The sequence below is a fragment of the Aeromonas sp. R6-2 genome (genome assembly GCF_040908155.1).
Taxonomy (GTDB): domain Bacteria; phylum Pseudomonadota; class Gammaproteobacteria; order Enterobacterales; family Aeromonadaceae; genus Aeromonas; species Aeromonas schubertii.
In genome coordinates, this window is the sequence record NZ_JBFODE010000071.1 from 55,182 (window position 1) to 69,471 (window position 14,290).

The following is a 14,290-nucleotide window of genomic DNA, read 5'->3' on the forward strand; positions in this document are numbered from 1 at the left end:
ATGGCCGATAAACCGACCCGAGGCCGCGCCAGCAAGGTGTGGCTGCTACCTGAGTCTATCCGCAACGCGCTCAACGAGATGCTGCGGGACAAGGGCAACAGTCAGGCCGCCATCCTGGATGAGATCAACGGCCTGATCGAGGAGGCGGGGTTGCCCGATGATCTCAAGCTCTCCCGCTCCGGGTTAAGCCGTCATGCCAGCCAGGTTGAACAGGTCGGCCAGCACCTGCGGGATTTGCGAGAAACCACGGCCGCCTTGACCTCCCAGCTTGGCGACAAGCCGATGGGGGAGACCACCAAACTCATTCTGGAGCTGGGCCGTTCCCAGTTGTTCAAGGCGATGCTGGCTCAGGTGCAGAACCCGGAGGAGGCGGTGGATATCGACATGCTGAAAAACGCCATGCTGGCAGCCCAGCGGCTCGAATCGACCGCGATGCAGAGTCATAAGCGGGAGAAGGAGATCCGCCAGGCATTTGCCGAAGAGATCGCCGCCAAGACCGAAGCCATCGTGACCCAGGCGGGCTTGAGCGGTGAAGCCGCCGCCGAGATACGCCGCGAAATCCTAGGGATTGCCTGATGACCGCCATTGCTCAGACCCCTATCGCCCAACAGTTGGCCCAGACCTTGGGTACCGAATACAACCCCGACGAGGTGTTGCTGCCGTACCAACGGATCTGGATTGCCGACGATAGCCCGCTCAAGATTGCCGAGAAGAGCCGCCGTACCGGTATCACCTGGGCAGAGGCCGCTGACGCGGCCCTGACGGCCGCCAAGACCAAGACGGCTGGGGGGGGCCACCACTTCTATGTAGGCAGCAACAAGGAGATGGCCCGCGAGTTTATCGATGCGGTGGCGATGTGGGCCAAGGCGTACAACAAGGCGGCCGGTGAGATCCTGGAGGAGGTGTTCACCGACGACGAGGATAAGGCGATCCTCACCTTCGTGGTCTATTTCGCCTCGGGCTTCAAGGTGCAGGCGCTTTCCAGCAACCCCTCCAACCTGCGGGGGATGCAGGGCAATGTGACCATCGACGAGGCTGCTTTCCACGACCGACTGGCCGAGGTGTTGAAGGCCGCCATGGCGCTGACCATGTGGGGCGCCAAGGTGCGGTTGATCAGTACCCATAACGGCGTCGATAACCTGTTTAACCAGCTCATCAACGACAGCCGAGCGGGCCGCAAAGCGTATTCCATCCATACCATCAGCTTGGACGATGCTTGCCGCCAGGGTCTCTATCGCCGGATCTGCCAAGTCAAGGGCGGCCTTTGGACACAGGAAGCAGAGGACGCCTGGAAGGCGGGGCTGCTCAAGGCCACCGCCACCGAAGAGGATGCACTTGAGGAGTATTTCTGCGTACCTAAGCAGAGCAGCGGCGTCTATATCAAGCGCACCCTGATCGAGCGAGCGATGCAACCGGATATCCCCATCCTGCGCTTTACCGCCCCCAAAGACTTCGAGCTGCAGAGCGAGGAGGCCCGCAAGGTGCTGGGGGATATCTGGTGCGAGGAGAACCTCAAGCCCTGTCTGGATACGCTCGATCGCAGTTGCCGCCATGTGCTGGGAGAGGACTTCGCCCGCAAGGGAGACTTGTCGGTATTCGTGCCGCTCTCTATATCCACCAACTTGCACAAACGGGTGCCCTTTGTGGTGGAGCTGGTCAATGCCCCCTATGAGAGCCAGCGCCAGATCCTGTTCTACCTGCTGATTGGGCTGCACCGTTTCACGGCGGCGGCCTTTGATGCCACCGGTAACGGCGGCTATCTGGCAGAGGCTGCCAGACTGCGCTGGGGCGCCAGCATGATCGAGTGTGTGATGCTCAATGACCCCTGGTATCGGGAGTGGATGCCCAAGCTCAAAGCAGAGTTTGAGGATGGCAACCTGACCATCCCGCGCCATGCGGACGTGCAGGATGACTTGGGGAAAATCCAGGTCATCAATGGCATCCCCAAGATCGACAAGGGCAAGAACACTGGTCAAGGGGGCCAACAGCGCCACGGTGATTTTGCAGTGGCCCTGGCCATGGCGGTGCGGGCCAGTTGGATGGAGGGGGGGGCCATCGAGTTCATCCCACTACCAGGTAAACGTGATGACCATGGCAGCGACAACAACGATGACTATCACCGATATGAGCGAGGAGCCTGGTAATGGGCAGGATCATTGATATCCATGGCAAAGCCATGAGCCTGGAAAAAGAGCCGCAGACCGAGAACGATGCCAAGTTGGCCCAGCTGCGCCGTCACTACAGCGATCATCCGACCATCGGGCTGACCCCAGGCAAAGCGGCTGCTGCACTGAAAGAGGCCGAGGAAGGGGGCCTGATCGCCCAGTGCGAGCTGGCCGAAGATATGGAGGAGAAGGATGCCCACCTGCAGAGCGAGCTCGGCAAACGCCGCCGTGCCCTGCTTGGGGTGAGCTGGACAATCGAGCCACCCCGCAACGCCACCCCGGCCGAGAAGCGTGATGCTGAGCTTATCCGGGAGCTGCTGGAGGACTTCACCTGGTTGGATGATGCCATCTTTGACGCCACCGACGGGATCCTCAAGGGGTTCAGTGCCCAGGAGTTCAGCGGCTGGGAGATGGTCGAGGGGCTGCAAATCCCCAAGGGTATCATCTGGCGTGATCCTGCCTGGTTCCAGACCCACCCGGACGATCGCAATCAGCTGCGCTTGCGAGACGGCAGCCAGGAAGGGGTTGCTCTCAACCCGTTTGGCTGGCTGCTGCACAAGGCCAAGTCCAAATCGGGGTATCTGGCCCGCACCGGCCTTGTCCGCACTCTGGTCTGGCCGTTCCTGTTCAAGAACTACAGTGTGCGGGATCTCGCCGAGTTTCTGGAGATCTACGGCCTGCCGGTGCGGCTGGGGAAATACCCGGAAGGAGCGACCGAGAAAGAGAAGGCCACCCTGCTGCAGGCGGTGCTCTCCATCGGTCATAACGCCGGGGGCATTATTCCGCGCGGGATGGAGATTGAGTTCCAGAACGCCGCCAGTGGTCAGGCTGATCCCTTTGTGGTGATGATGGATTGGTGCGAGCGCTCCATGAGCAAGGCTATTCTGGGGGGCACCTTGACCTCACAGGCCGATGGCAAGAGCTCGACCAATGCCCTGGGCAATGTCCATAACGAGGTGCGCCAGGAGGTACGGGATGCCGACCTGCGTCAGCTGGCCGCTACCCTGAGCCGCGATCTGGTCTATCCGCTCTATGCCCTGAACGGCAAGAGCTACCAGGGGCCGCGCCGCTGCCCCCGGTTGGAGTTTGATGTGACCGAGCCGGAGGATATGCGCGATTTGGCCTATCCACTGCGGGCCCTGGTGGGGATGGGAATGCAGATCCCGGCGCAGTGGGTACGGGATAAGTTGCAGATCCCGGCCCCCAAAGAGGGGGAAGAGGTACTGATCATCGTGGACAAGCAGGCCGGGCAGGGAGAGGCCGCGCTTAAAGCAAAGGGACTGGCCGCGCTGGCTGCAAGCAAAGGTGAGGCCGACAAGGGGGATAACAACGATGCCCAGTTGGCCCGGCTGCAGGCCGAGGCGGCCCCTCTGCTGGCTGGGATGACCGATGCTGTCCAGGCGCTGGTGATGCAGGCCACTACCCTGGAAGAGATCCGGGATGGCTTGTTGGCGCTGGAACCAGAGCTCAGCCATGACGAGCTGGGGGCGCTGATGGCGCAAGCCATCGCCGCCAGCGAGCTGCTCGGTATGCTTGAGATGGAGGAGGGCCGCTGATGCCCGTTCGCTATGGTTCCTTGCCCTTTGCCGAGGCGATCGCCTTCTTTCGCCAGAAGCTCGATATGCCAAGCGAACGCTGGGCCGATGTGTGGCGCGATGCCCATAACCGCGCCTTTATGGTGGCGGGGGCCACCAAGACCGATCTGCTGGCTGACCTGCGCGGGGCGGTAGACAAGGCGATCAGTGAAGGGCAATCAATCGGGGCTTTTCAGAAGGCGTTCAAGGAGATTGTGGCCCGCCACGGTTGGGAGCATACCGGCCCGGCGTCGTGGCGCTCCCGCGTCATCTTCGAGACCAACCTGCGCCAGAGCTATAACGCCGGGCGTGAGGAACAGATCCAGCGTATCAAGCACAAACGCCCCTATGCGCTCTATCGTCATGGGGACTCCGAGCACCCCAGGGAGTTGCACCTCAAGTGGAACAACCTGGTGCTGCCGGTTGATCACCCCTGGTGGGAGACGCACAGCCCCAGCAATGGCTATGGCTGCAAGTGCAAGAAGTTCCTGCTCTCCGAGGCAGACCTCAAGCGGCGCGGCTTGGTGGTCGGCAAGGCCCCGGACGATGGCGAATATGAGTGGGTGGACAAGGCCACCGGGGAGTTGCACAAGATCCCCAGAGGTATCGACCCCGGCTTTGATTATCGGCCCCAGACTCCGGCCGACCTGACCAAGGTGGTGACCAAGCGCGAAGCGGCCAAGCCTGCGTTGGCCGAGCGCCTGCCAGAGCGGATAGTGGAGAGCGCTTTCTCCAGTGTCAAAGGTGTCACCGCCCAGGGGCTGAGTGATCTGCTGGTCAAGTTGCCAGCCCCCCAGCGCGAACCATTGGCGGCGTTCCTCAAGGCGCATCCGGTCAAAACCCTGTTTATCAAGCAGACCGAGATGGGGAAGGGCGCGGCAGGACTCAAGGTTGCCCCGGCCATCGCCGAATACCTTGGTCACGATGCCTACTCGATACGCTCGCTCTATTACCACCGAACCGCCGCACGCACCAATGGCTTTACCAGCAAGAGTTGGGATCACCTAGTTATCAAGGTCAAGGCGACTGATACTATAAAAGCGGTTGATATACAGGCAGTGCAAGCGGCGGCTGGAGAAGTGATCGCATCGGCCAAGGAGAACCGAGGCCCTCGTGAGTGGTGGCCAAAGGGTATCAGCGGTGAGGCCCTGCGCCGTCACTTTAGCGTGTCAGCCTGCGTGGGCGGTCGCTTGGGGGAGTCCGCACAGCGGATCTCCACTTGGTTGCATGAGCTTGGCCACCAGGTTCATTTCTGGGCCGGTGAACCAGATGTGACCGGGATGGGATTACTCACTCAATATGCCGGTGCGAATGGCAAAGAAGCGGCCGCCGAGGCCTTTGCAGCCTGGATGCTGGCCAGAGAAACGATGGTGGCCCACTACCCCGAGCTGGCCAAAGCGGTGCAAGCCATGATTGAACAGGCTGCCAAGGCTGCCACCAAAGGAGAAAAACGATGACTGAGCCACTATTGCAGCAAGCTTTGAATCTCTTCGATAAGGAGGGGCCGTTCACCTTGGCCGATGTTCATCAACTGGAGCAGTTGGAGGCTAAAGCCAATGGGGAAGAGCTTTCCCTGATTGGCGAGATGTGGGAAGCCGCAATGGCCAACGCGGATGAGGAAGCGTTGCATTATATGACCACCATTGAGGACGATGCTTGATGGCCGGTAGCTTTATTGCCATCAGCCACCATGGGGTGGCCGATGCCCACGAACTGCTGGCCAAGCTCTACCAGCAAACCGGTGATCTCAGTGAGCCGCTGGCCGATATTGGCGAAGGGCTGATGCTGTCACACCGGGATCGCTGGGATGCCCAAGAGAACCCGGAAGGTGAGCCCTGGGCCCCGCTCTCGGAGAAGTACCGTGCCCGCAAGCCGCGTCATGCTGATGAGATACTGCGTCTGAACGACGATCTGCGCGATACCCTCGACTATCAGGTTGATCCCCAGGCCCTCTACTTTGGTACGCCCATGGTATACGGTGCTGCCCACCAGTTCGGGCGCCCAGAGATCAACCTGCCAGAGCGCCGTGTTCTGGGGCTGTCAGAAGGGGATAAACAGAGCGTGCTGGAGACTCTGGAGGGATATTTGGTCATCGAGGCTCCGTGAGCTTCTGGGCGCCTCTGTTGCCCCCTTGCGGCTACGATGGCATGTCTACCCTCTGAATAGGTCAGGAAAATGGAGTTTAAACACCATTAAACAGTATCGCCGCCCCCCAGCTTACCCTCCGATCCATCCCGTGATGCAGTAACCCACCATAAACCCCACCCAATTCTCAGTTCGATGACACTGGCCGCAATGAGGTTTGCTGTGACCAGCCGGAGTGAGAGTGATGCCCCTATCTGCCACCAGTTCCGCCATTGCCGTGGCCATCTTGAATGCAAGACCAACCGCCCTGGGGTTGGCCGTGCTCGATGCAGCCCTTGGCCCGAGCGACGACGGTTGGTACCAGTTGCTGCCGGTCGGCCCGTTCAAGGCCCGCGATGGCCGCCCCTTTGATGTTCCTGGTGGTCACTGGCAGCTCGACAAGAGCATCGCCACCACCCTAATCAATCGAGCCAAAGCGCTCGGGCAAGACATCCTGATCGACTACGACCACCAGACCCTCCATATCGAAAAGACTGGCAAGGAGGCCCCGGCAGCCGGTTGGTTCAACGGTGAGGAGATCGAATGGCGCGAGGGGCAGGGCCTCTTTATCAAACCGCGCTGGACGGATCGTGCGGCTGCCATGGTGGCCGCCAAAGAGTACCGATTCCTTTCTGCCGTCTTTCCCTATGACGCCCAGGGCCGCCCGCTGGAACTGCGGATGGCCGCCATCACCAATGATCCCGGTGTGGTAGGTATGCAGGCTCTGGCAGCTCTCAGTGCTTTACCTCCCAAGACCAATCAATCCGGCCAGTTGGCCACTGTAACCAAGGAGATACCCATGAACGAGGCAATGCTCGCCCTGCTGGCCAAGCTGGGCATTCAGGTAGAAGAGGGCAGCGAGCTCACCGTCGAACAGGGGCAGGCTGCGCTGATGGCCCTCGATACCCTGCAAAGCGCGGCAGGCAAAACCGCCAGCGCTGAAGCCGCCCTGGCTGCTCTCAAAGCCCAACCGGTGCAACAGGGTGGCCAGATTGACCTGGCCAAGTACGTTCCGGTGGCGACCTATAACGCCCTGGTTGACCAGGTAGCGAGTTTAAGCGCCAAGGTGGAAACCACGGATGCCGCAACCCTGATCAAGGAAGCCCGTACCCAGGGCAAGGTGGTGGCCGCCGAAGAAGAGTATTTGACCGCCTATGCCGCCCAGAAAGGGGTAGCTGCCCTTAAGGCGTTGCTGGATCCCCGTCCGGCGATTGCCGCACTGTCCGCCAGCCAGACCACTCAGGTGACCCTGCCCGAGAAGAAGGGGGATGCGGTGCTCTCGGCGGATGACAAGTATGCCGCCGACCAGCTCGGTATCAGCCACGAGGAGTTTGCCAAGGCCAAGCAGGCTTAAGCGCAGACCCTACCACGCCATTTATCCAGAGAAGGAACACCCGTATGGCCATGATTACACCCGCGCTGTTGCAGTCCCTCTTCACCGGCTTCAAGAAGAACTTTGAAGACGCCAAGAGTGAAGCGCCTGCCCAGTACACCAAGATCGCCACCGTGATCAAATCGACCACCAAGTCCAACACCTATGGCTGGTTGGGCAAGTTCCCCAGTCTGCGCAAGTGGGTCGGTGATCGGGTGATCGAGTCGATGAAGGCGCACGGTTACCAGATCGTCAACGAAGACTTCGAGGCCACCGTGGCGGTCGATCGCAACGATATCGAAGATGACGAGCTGGGTATCTATGCCCCCCTGTTTCAAGAGATGGGTCTGGCGGCAGGGATCCACCCCGACGAGCTCTGCTTTGGCCTGCTGGGCGCTGGCTTCACCACGCCTTGCTATGACGGTCAGTATTTCTTCGACACCGATCACCCTGTCTATCCCAAGGCCGATGGCACCGGTACCCCTGTTTTGAGCGCCAACGTGGTGGTGGATGCCGGTTATCAGGGGGAGCCCTGGTTCTTGCTCGATACCAGCCGCGCCCTCAAGCCGGTCATCTTCCAGGATCGCAAGTCGCCGCAGTTGATTGCCATGACCAAGATTGATGACGAGGCGGTGTTTACCCGCAAGGAGTTCCGTTACGGGGTCGATTGCCGTGATGCCGCAGGCTTTGGCTTCTGGCAACTGGCCTTTGCCAACAAGCGGGCGCTGACCCCCGACAACCTGTGGGATTCCTTCTCCAAAATGCGGGAGTTTCAAGCCGATGGCGGCCGCAAGCTCGGCGTGAAGGCCACTCTGCTGGTGGTACCGCCCTCCCTTGAGAAGCTGGCGACTCAGATGCTGGAGCGAGAGCTGGCAAACAGCAGTAGTAACGAGCTGAAAGGCAAGTTGGAGCTGGTGGTGGCTGACTACCTCTAACCCTGCGTAGTGGCTGTTTAACCCTCGGTTTAAACAGCCTCTCTATCAGATTCGACGAGGACAACATGAGATGGAACAAGAGATGGAACTGGCTATTCGAGTGGGGATTACGTCAACAGTTCGTCAGGTCTATTTTCGCGCTGGCCTGCCGATTGCACCGGGCAAGTCTGAGATGGCTGTGTCGCCTGAACAGTGCGCGACCCTGGAGAACGACCCGCGTCTGGTGGTCGTCAGGTTGGCTGAAGACGCCAGCCTTCAGGCAGGTGATGCACCATCGGCGCCTGGGGATCTGGACGCAACACTGGGCGTCCTGACCGGTTCGGGCTATCTGGCCGGTGTTGCCACCCAGAATAGTGACGCCACCCAGACGGGCAAGGTCACGCCGCTGGCCGAGATGAAGGTCGATGAACTGCGCGAGCTGGCACTGCAGAGGGGTATCCCGGAGGCGGCCAAGCTCAAGAAGGCCGAACTGGTGACGGCGATCGCGGCGACCGACGTGCAATACCCGGTCAAGGATGAGCAGCCATCTGGCCAGAACGGAGAGCAGTGATATGTATGCCAGCGTCAATGACATGGTGATCCGCTTTGGCGAGGCCGAGTTGCTGCGCCTGGCCATGACGCCGACCGGTGAGCTGGATCAGGGGGCCATCACCATCGCCCTGCAGGATGCAGGTGCCTTGATCGATGGCTATCTGGCGGGTCGCTATCCCTTGCCGCTGGCCCATATCCCGAGTGCCCTGGTACCTATCTGCGCCGATATCGCCCGTCACCGTCTCTATGGTGAACAGGCACCGGAGCAGATAGCCAAGCGCAACGAGGCTGCCCTGGCCTTTCTGAAATCGGTTGGCAAGGGGGAGCTGGCGCTGGGGTTGGCATCTGATGGTGCCACCCTGGAGAGCCAGAATCTGGCTCAACTGCAGTCGGATGGGCGCGTCTTTGGCCGGAGTCAGGGGCGCGACAAGGGGGGCTTTCTATGAGCCAACCCGCCAACCCGTCTGGCACCGAACTCGACTACCTGCAGGCGGGCGAGCGGCTGCGTGAGCTACTGACCCCCCTCAAACCTGTGGGGCTCAAGGAGGTGTTTGTGGCCACCGATGTGGCGGCCATCGCCAATCTGGGCCAGCACAGCCCGGCGGTGCATGTGGTCTATCAGGGCGAACGTGAGAGCGAAGGCACTCAGTCAGGCCGAGCCAGCAGTTTTGATCAGCTCTGGTTGTTGGTGCTGGTGCATCGTGCCAGCCCCAGGGAGGTCAGTGCCGGAGTGTGGCTTGCCCGCATCCTGCAGGCCGTCAGTGGGCGAGCATGTGGTGACAGTACCTTTCGCCGGGTTACCCCACCGGTTAAACCCAGTTACAGCGGCGGTGCGGCTTATTTGCCGCTTGCCTTTACTACCCGAGTGAAATTTAAAGGAGAGCGATAATGAGTGAAACACTGCACCTGGAAGGGGATCTCTTTATCGAGACCTTTGTGAACGGGCTCTCGGCCGGGGTGATTGGCCCCATCGATGTGGATAGCCTGGAGGTGAAACCCGACAGCCAGAAGATCTCCATTCCCAGCAAGCGCAAGGGGCAGTATGGTCAGGCGCGGGAGAACTACCACATTCCCAAGCCTGCCATGGTCACCATCAAGACTACCGAGATCCCGCCCGTGTTGCTGGCCGCCGCCTTTATGGGTCTGGAGAGCCCCATCAATCAGGGGGCCGGGACGCTGACTGATCTGCCAGTCGTTCTGCCCGCTTGGCCGAAGTGGGCTCCGCTCGGCAAAAGCAATATTGCCGCAACCGGTCTGGCCATCAAGGAAGGGGCCACGGCGCTGGTGGTGGGTACCGATATCGAGGTTAACTATGCACTCGGGCTGGTGCGGGCGGTGAAAGGTAGCTCGGTAGCCGATGGCGGCACCCTGACGATCAGCGGTACCTATAATGCGGTGACCGGTACCCGCATCGCAGGCAACATCCAGCCGGAGATCAAGGCGCGGCTGCTGCTCGATGGCCGCAGTATCGTCAGTGGCGAGGCCATCAAATTGACGGTGCCCCGCGCCAGCTTGTCCCCCAAGAAGGCGGTGGACTTTATGAGCGACAAGCCCATCGAGATTGAGCTGGAGGGAGAGTTGCTGGCCGTGGATGGCGAGACCGCTCCCTTCTATGTGGATCGGCCGGTCACCGTGTGATGTTTGATTGTAGAACGGCGGGGAGACCCGCCGTTTTCATTTTAATAGATAGTATATTCTCATCTGGGATTCAGGTGTATATTGTACATATTGTAAATAAAGCTGTTTTTTAAGGAAAAGTGATGAGCTTCTGGTGGGTAACAATTTTCTTGTTGTGGTTTGTTTATGATTTTTTTAAAGCGAGACAGAATAAAAAAGAAAGAAAATTCATATTTGATTATGAACGTAATATTTGTAATGCGAGTAGAGAGTTTGACTTTCTATCATATAGGACAGTCGAAGAAGCTAAAAATGGTTATTTGTCATTGCTTCATGAATTGGCAGGAGAAAGAAGATACACAGACTCAGTGCAAGAAATGATCAAGGAACATGAGTTTGTACTGGATTTAAATATTGAAAAATATAAACAGGTATCAAACGCATACATTACATTACTTAATGGGTTTGATGGCGAATCAATAAGCGATTATGAAGGTTTTGAAAAGTTTAAAAATATATTTGAGATGGTCGACGTAAACGAAGATAGATATATATTTACTTTTGCATCATCACTTCAGTATTACATACTTGATGGGATGCATGAAGTTGAGGATAGGATATTTGAACGTGAGTCGTACAAAAGTGAAACCAGATTGCCAAATTTATTTTGCAATCTGGTTAGATTGTATAGAAAAGAGTTTGATAAGATAAGGTTAATAACTGTTGATTGACAATAAAATAATTTTTTCGCATTGGCAGAGGTGACAAATGTTTGGTTTGATAAAGCGTGTACGGGAATGGGTTTATGCTGTGAGATGGGTAAATAGTCCTGTTGGCAAGGCGGTTATGTGTCATTGTGATGAATTTTTTTCTCAATGCCCGCAACTCGCAAGTCAAAAGGAAAGGCTTAGAAATAAACTGTTGGAGGAAATATCTGAAGTATATTCATCGTCAAATCCACTCCTGAAGTTAAGAGGGCTGATAGTAGAGAGGATTCTTCAGTATTCATTGTTTTCTACGTTGTCTTTTGATTCTGAAAAAATCAGGGTTTATTTTAAAGGTGGCTCAGGTTTTGTATCTGGTGAATTAACTGTATATGCAGGTGATGTGTTACGTGATACTGAATATAAAATCCCCGAGGAGGTTAATAGTATAGAAATGATGAAGATGTATCTATCACTTCAAGCAGATTGTTTTATGTTTTACATTAATGGCCTAAAATATGTCAGAGCTGATTTTGAAGATTTCCAAGTAGTGAAAGAAAATGACTGGTTGATTGACTTAATTAAGTGTTCAATTGTTTGGCAAGAGTATGTTATTCGAGAGAAACTAGGGTTGGACACTAGAATAAATGGTCTTGATGCAGTTCGCTATAGTCTATTGATAAATATGGTTGAGGAAGGAGAGATAGATCCGCTTTCGCATTGGAACGCTATGAATAAGGATTTAATACCTATTTGTGATTTATGAACGTAGTGTAGACTGTTCACAGTCTCTCAGTGATATGTTTCTCTAAGTTGATTAAGATTTTCCGTTTTTACCATATTCACAAAGGGCATATCTGAATTTTCGGAGATGCCCTATGTACACGTCTTAAAACTTGTTTTGGATTTGGAGCGAGTGGAGGAGTTGTTTATGTTAGTAAGTGGGGTGATCTTGGTTTTAGCGTAGCGCCAGCCGCTTCATCATGACCAGTGGTTGAGATGAGGCTGAAAGGGGCAGGATGGATTGCTCTAGCCACTGCCAATCAAGCGGCGGAGTGCCTTCCTTAAATTTCTGGTATGGCACACCATCTTTGATGGTCAGGAACAGGGTGCAAGGCGTATCGGCACGGCAGACATAACGCACCATCACATCGCCATGGAGTGTACGCAGTAGATGTTTCAGGATCGGCAGCCCTTGTATGGTGTGGTGTCCCCCTTCATGCCAGACGCCAAATTGATGCATTAAGCCCATACCTTTCGACTCAAGTAAATCTAAGTCTTGACCGAACAAGCTCACTTGCCACTGTAAGAAATGACAGTCCATTGGGTTGTCAGTGATCGAGCAGGAGGGGAGAACTGCTGGCAGTGGATGGCGAGACCGCCCCCTTCTATGTGGATCGACCAGTGACGGTATAAGGGGTGGGAACATAGAAACGGCGGGGAGACCCGCCGTTTTCTTTTATTCACAACCAACGTCCGCTTGCGAAGTGTTTAGCTGAGTTAGCTACCCGACTTCGGATCAAACCTTTTGGCCATTTTTTCCACAATGTCTGTGGGTAGTTTGGGAGCAGGTTTATAAAGCACTTGCAGTACGTGTTCTATGAGATCGTAAGCATCCATTACATCATGGCGAGTGATCTTGCTGTCTGGATGGCTACCATCGTTGCCAAACAGTCTAATGGCGTCGAATAGAGTTTTAAATTCGGAATACTCATCCGAAAGGAGTTGAATGCGCTCATATAATGTTGGACGCCGGATCTTGGGTGTGGTGATCTGAATGGGTACGCCAAGTTGAGTTAAGAGTGACTCCATAGCCATTCTGACATTGTTGCCTGCAGATGCTGGCGAGCAGAAAAATAGACGAAACGACTCTTGTAGTGGTTCTGCAACCTCAGCAGGGCAATTTGCTGGGATGTCAATGATTGCAAGCGGTGGCTCAAAAAATGTTGGTTGGAAGTGATCTATCCACTCCTGCTCTGGTTGTCCTTGCTCATTATAGAAACCATCTATGTCAGCACTTCCTGCGCCTGTATTGGCAACAATGTCCTGACAGCGTTCGTTGTTGCACCGGAGTACGCATGAGTAAATATACTCTACGCCGGAAGGATCCCATGTAGGGTGACTGCGATTCCTTAAAGAGTCTCGTGTCTCAAATTTTTTAAAGGAGTCATCAATAATACGAAGGATCCCTTTTTTGCATGTGGGACACATCCAGTCTGGGGTGTGAGTTTCAGTGAAATTATATTTATATAACGAGCGATCTATCATCTGTCCTATATCCGCATATGTTTAAAGCCGTAAGTGGGGTTAGCGCAGCGTAATTGGAGGCTCTCGAATTGACTCCTGCGCGATACCTCAGTAATTCACCATAAATCCACTCGCTCTGCCATCCCTTTACCATGGGGCAATCTGAATCTGCTCGGAATGCCCCATGTCCACCTCAACCACCCTCAAACTTGCCCTGGAGCTGGCGGCCAAGGTCACTGGTCGGGAAGACCTGGCCGCCTTGGCGGGTGAGGTGCAGGAGCTGGGCCCGATCTCGGACGAGACGGCCGCCGAAACGGCGCAGCTGGCTGAAACCCTCGAATCGTTAAGCCGCCAGCAGACACTGATCCAGCAGTTCAATGACTCCAAAGCTGTAACCGTTCACCAAGGGTGGGTTGACAGGAAAAAAGAGACGATCGTCTCTTGATCGCCATCAGCCTGTTGCATGATCCCGCCCGTGTTGCATGCTCGCTGGCATGACAAAAAAACAGTCAACACCGGCAGTGCCATCCTTGACTCTCGAGCAGGCCCACGAGCTGATATACAAGCTTCTGGACCGTATCACCGAGTTGGAGGACCGCCTCAATCAACACAGCGGCAACTCCTCCAAGCCGCCCTCCAGTGATGGCCCTGGCAGCGCACCACCGGCCAGGCTGCGTCCGGCCTCCGGTAAAAAACGCGGTGCACAGCCTGGCCACAAGGGGCAGCGGCGGATGCGCCATGCGCACGATGCCCGTCTATCCGTGGAGGCTTACTACCCGCCACCGGAGTGTCCCTGCTGTGGTGGCAAGGTGTTGGCGCATGACAAACCTTATCGAGCGCATCAGGTGTTTGAGTTGCCAGAAGTGAGCTACTTCGTTACCGAGCATCAACTGTTTCGCGCCACCTGTACCCGGTGCATTCACACCGTCGAGGCCGGGCTGCCTGATGCGGTCAGCGACACCCAGATGGGCCCGAATCTGCTCAGCTATATCGCGCTGCAAAGTGGTCAGTTCCATCAGAG

The 14,290-nt window shown here is 56.3% G+C and carries 18 protein-coding genes; 16 read left to right on the forward strand and 2 right to left on the reverse strand.

Annotated elements, in window-relative coordinates; translation table 11 throughout:
- From AB5Y48_RS18955 to AB5Y48_RS19020, 14 genes are all read left to right on the forward strand, one after another.
- Complete coding sequence (locus tag AB5Y48_RS18955) at window positions 1-576, forward strand: DUF3486 family protein (protein WP_005353368.1); 576 nt, start codon at window positions 1-3, stop codon at window positions 574-576.
- Window positions 576-2,144, forward strand: a complete 1,569-nt coding sequence (locus AB5Y48_RS18960; protein ID WP_368165472.1) for a terminase family protein — start codon at window positions 576-578, stop codon at window positions 2,142-2,144. The genes AB5Y48_RS18955 and AB5Y48_RS18960 overlap by 1 nt, the downstream gene beginning before the upstream one ends.
- On the forward strand, window positions 2,144-3,721 hold the full coding sequence (locus AB5Y48_RS18965; protein ID WP_368165473.1) for a DUF935 domain-containing protein: 1,578 nt from the start codon (window positions 2,144-2,146) through the stop codon (window positions 3,719-3,721). The genes AB5Y48_RS18960 and AB5Y48_RS18965 overlap by 1 nt, the downstream gene beginning before the upstream one ends.
- Window positions 3,721-5,196: a phage minor head protein gene (locus AB5Y48_RS18970; RefSeq protein WP_368165474.1), complete on the forward strand. Its 1,476-nt coding sequence runs from the start codon at window positions 3,721-3,723 to the stop codon at window positions 5,194-5,196. The genes AB5Y48_RS18965 and AB5Y48_RS18970 overlap by 1 nt, the downstream gene beginning before the upstream one ends.
- Complete coding sequence (locus tag AB5Y48_RS18975; protein ID WP_139730136.1) at window positions 5,193-5,399, forward strand: hypothetical protein; 207 nt, start codon at window positions 5,193-5,195, stop codon at window positions 5,397-5,399. The genes AB5Y48_RS18970 and AB5Y48_RS18975 overlap by 4 nt, the downstream gene beginning before the upstream one ends.
- Window positions 5,399-5,845, forward strand: coding sequence for a phage virion morphogenesis protein (locus AB5Y48_RS18980; RefSeq protein WP_236340553.1), 447 nt, complete (start codon window positions 5,399-5,401; stop codon window positions 5,843-5,845). Before AB5Y48_RS18975 ends, AB5Y48_RS18980 begins: the two co-directional genes overlap by 1 nt.
- Window positions 5,846-6,068: 223 nt before the next feature.
- Window positions 6,069-7,217: a phage protease gene (locus tag AB5Y48_RS18985; RefSeq protein ID WP_368165475.1), complete on the forward strand. Its 1,149-nt coding sequence runs from the start codon at window positions 6,069-6,071 to the stop codon at window positions 7,215-7,217.
- Between the two features lie 44 nt (window positions 7,218-7,261).
- Window positions 7,262-8,170 carry a Mu-like prophage major head subunit gpT family protein gene (locus tag AB5Y48_RS18990; protein WP_368165476.1) on the forward strand — a complete coding sequence of 303 codons (909 nt, stop codon included), beginning with the start codon at window positions 7,262-7,264 and terminating at the stop codon, window positions 8,168-8,170.
- A 178-nt stretch (window positions 8,171-8,348) separates the two neighbouring features.
- A complete protein-coding gene (locus tag AB5Y48_RS18995) occupies window positions 8,349-8,720 on the forward strand; it encodes a Rho termination factor N-terminal domain-containing protein (protein WP_368165477.1) in 372 nt (123 codons plus the stop codon).
- 1 nt (window position 8,721) lies between these two features.
- Window positions 8,722-9,147, forward strand: coding sequence for a gp436 family protein (locus tag AB5Y48_RS19000; RefSeq protein ID WP_202003358.1), 426 nt, complete (start codon window positions 8,722-8,724; stop codon window positions 9,145-9,147).
- Window positions 9,144-9,590, forward strand: coding sequence for a hypothetical protein (locus AB5Y48_RS19005; protein WP_368165478.1), 447 nt, complete (start codon window positions 9,144-9,146; stop codon window positions 9,588-9,590). Before AB5Y48_RS19000 ends, AB5Y48_RS19005 begins: the two co-directional genes overlap by 4 nt.
- Window positions 9,590-10,339 (forward strand): hypothetical protein, encoded by a 750-nt coding sequence (locus AB5Y48_RS19010; RefSeq protein ID WP_368165479.1) that lies wholly within the window; start codon window positions 9,590-9,592, stop codon window positions 10,337-10,339. The genes AB5Y48_RS19005 and AB5Y48_RS19010 overlap by 1 nt, the downstream gene beginning before the upstream one ends.
- A 122-nt stretch (window positions 10,340-10,461) precedes the next feature.
- Window positions 10,462-11,049, forward strand: coding sequence for a hypothetical protein (locus tag AB5Y48_RS19015; protein ID WP_368165480.1), 588 nt, complete (start codon window positions 10,462-10,464; stop codon window positions 11,047-11,049).
- 37 nt (window positions 11,050-11,086) lie between these two features.
- Window positions 11,087-11,788 (forward strand): hypothetical protein, encoded by a 702-nt coding sequence (locus tag AB5Y48_RS19020; RefSeq protein WP_368165481.1) that lies wholly within the window; start codon window positions 11,087-11,089, stop codon window positions 11,786-11,788.
- 192 nt (window positions 11,789-11,980) lie between these two features.
- Here the strand turns inward: AB5Y48_RS19020 and AB5Y48_RS19025 are convergent, their stop codons facing one another.
- Window positions 11,981-12,346 (reverse strand): hypothetical protein, encoded by a 366-nt coding sequence (locus AB5Y48_RS19025; protein WP_368165482.1) that lies wholly within the window; start codon window positions 12,344-12,346, stop codon window positions 11,981-11,983.
- A 176-nt stretch (window positions 12,347-12,522) separates the two neighbouring features.
- Window positions 12,523-13,290 (reverse strand): DUF4145 domain-containing protein, encoded by a 768-nt coding sequence (locus AB5Y48_RS19030; protein ID WP_368165483.1) that lies wholly within the window; start codon window positions 13,288-13,290, stop codon window positions 12,523-12,525.
- 163 nt (window positions 13,291-13,453) lie between these two features.
- On the opposite strand from AB5Y48_RS19030, the gene AB5Y48_RS19035 reads away from it, so the two are divergent.
- Window positions 13,454-13,714, forward strand: a complete 261-nt coding sequence (locus AB5Y48_RS19035) for a hypothetical protein (protein WP_368165484.1) — start codon at window positions 13,454-13,456, stop codon at window positions 13,712-13,714.
- A gap of 49 nt (window positions 13,715-13,763) precedes the next feature.
- A partial coding sequence (locus AB5Y48_RS19040) for a DUF6444 domain-containing protein (protein ID WP_368164716.1) occupies window positions 13,764-14,290 on the forward strand: 527 nt, incomplete at its 3' end.

Bases quoted from the DNA above. Each gene is read 5' to 3' on its own strand.
- AB5Y48_RS18955 (WP_005353368.1), top strand. From the start codon at position 1: ATGGCCGATAAACCGACCCGAGGCCGCGCCAGCAAGGTGTGGCTGCTA.
- AB5Y48_RS18960 (WP_368165472.1), top strand. From the start codon at position 576: ATGACCGCCATTGCTCAGACCCCTATCGCCCAACAGTTGGCCCAGACC.
- AB5Y48_RS18965 (WP_368165473.1), top strand. From the start codon at position 2,144: ATGGGCAGGATCATTGATATCCATGGCAAAGCCATGAGCCTGGAAAAA.
- AB5Y48_RS18970 (WP_368165474.1), top strand. From the start codon at position 3,721: ATGCCCGTTCGCTATGGTTCCTTGCCCTTTGCCGAGGCGATCGCCTTC.
- AB5Y48_RS18975 (WP_139730136.1), top strand. From the start codon at position 5,193: ATGACTGAGCCACTATTGCAGCAAGCTTTGAATCTCTTCGATAAGGAG.
- AB5Y48_RS18980 (WP_236340553.1), top strand. From the start codon at position 5,399: ATGGCCGGTAGCTTTATTGCCATCAGCCACCATGGGGTGGCCGATGCC.
- AB5Y48_RS18985 (WP_368165475.1), top strand. From the start codon at position 6,069: ATGCCCCTATCTGCCACCAGTTCCGCCATTGCCGTGGCCATCTTGAAT.
- AB5Y48_RS18990 (WP_368165476.1), top strand. From the start codon at position 7,262: ATGGCCATGATTACACCCGCGCTGTTGCAGTCCCTCTTCACCGGCTTC.
- AB5Y48_RS19000 (WP_202003358.1), top strand. From the start codon at position 8,722: ATGTATGCCAGCGTCAATGACATGGTGATCCGCTTTGGCGAGGCCGAG.
- AB5Y48_RS19005 (WP_368165478.1), top strand. From the start codon at position 9,144: ATGAGCCAACCCGCCAACCCGTCTGGCACCGAACTCGACTACCTGCAG.
- AB5Y48_RS19010 (WP_368165479.1), top strand. From the start codon at position 9,590: ATGAGTGAAACACTGCACCTGGAAGGGGATCTCTTTATCGAGACCTTT.
- AB5Y48_RS19015 (WP_368165480.1), top strand. From the start codon at position 10,462: ATGAGCTTCTGGTGGGTAACAATTTTCTTGTTGTGGTTTGTTTATGAT.
- AB5Y48_RS19020 (WP_368165481.1), top strand. From the start codon at position 11,087: ATGTTTGGTTTGATAAAGCGTGTACGGGAATGGGTTTATGCTGTGAGA.
- AB5Y48_RS19025 (WP_368165482.1), bottom strand. From the start codon at position 12,346: ATGGACTGTCATTTCTTACAGTGGCAAGTGAGCTTGTTCGGTCAAGAC.
- AB5Y48_RS19030 (WP_368165483.1), bottom strand. From the start codon at position 13,290: ATGATAGATCGCTCGTTATATAAATATAATTTCACTGAAACTCACACC.
- AB5Y48_RS19035 (WP_368165484.1), top strand. From the start codon at position 13,454: ATGTCCACCTCAACCACCCTCAAACTTGCCCTGGAGCTGGCGGCCAAG.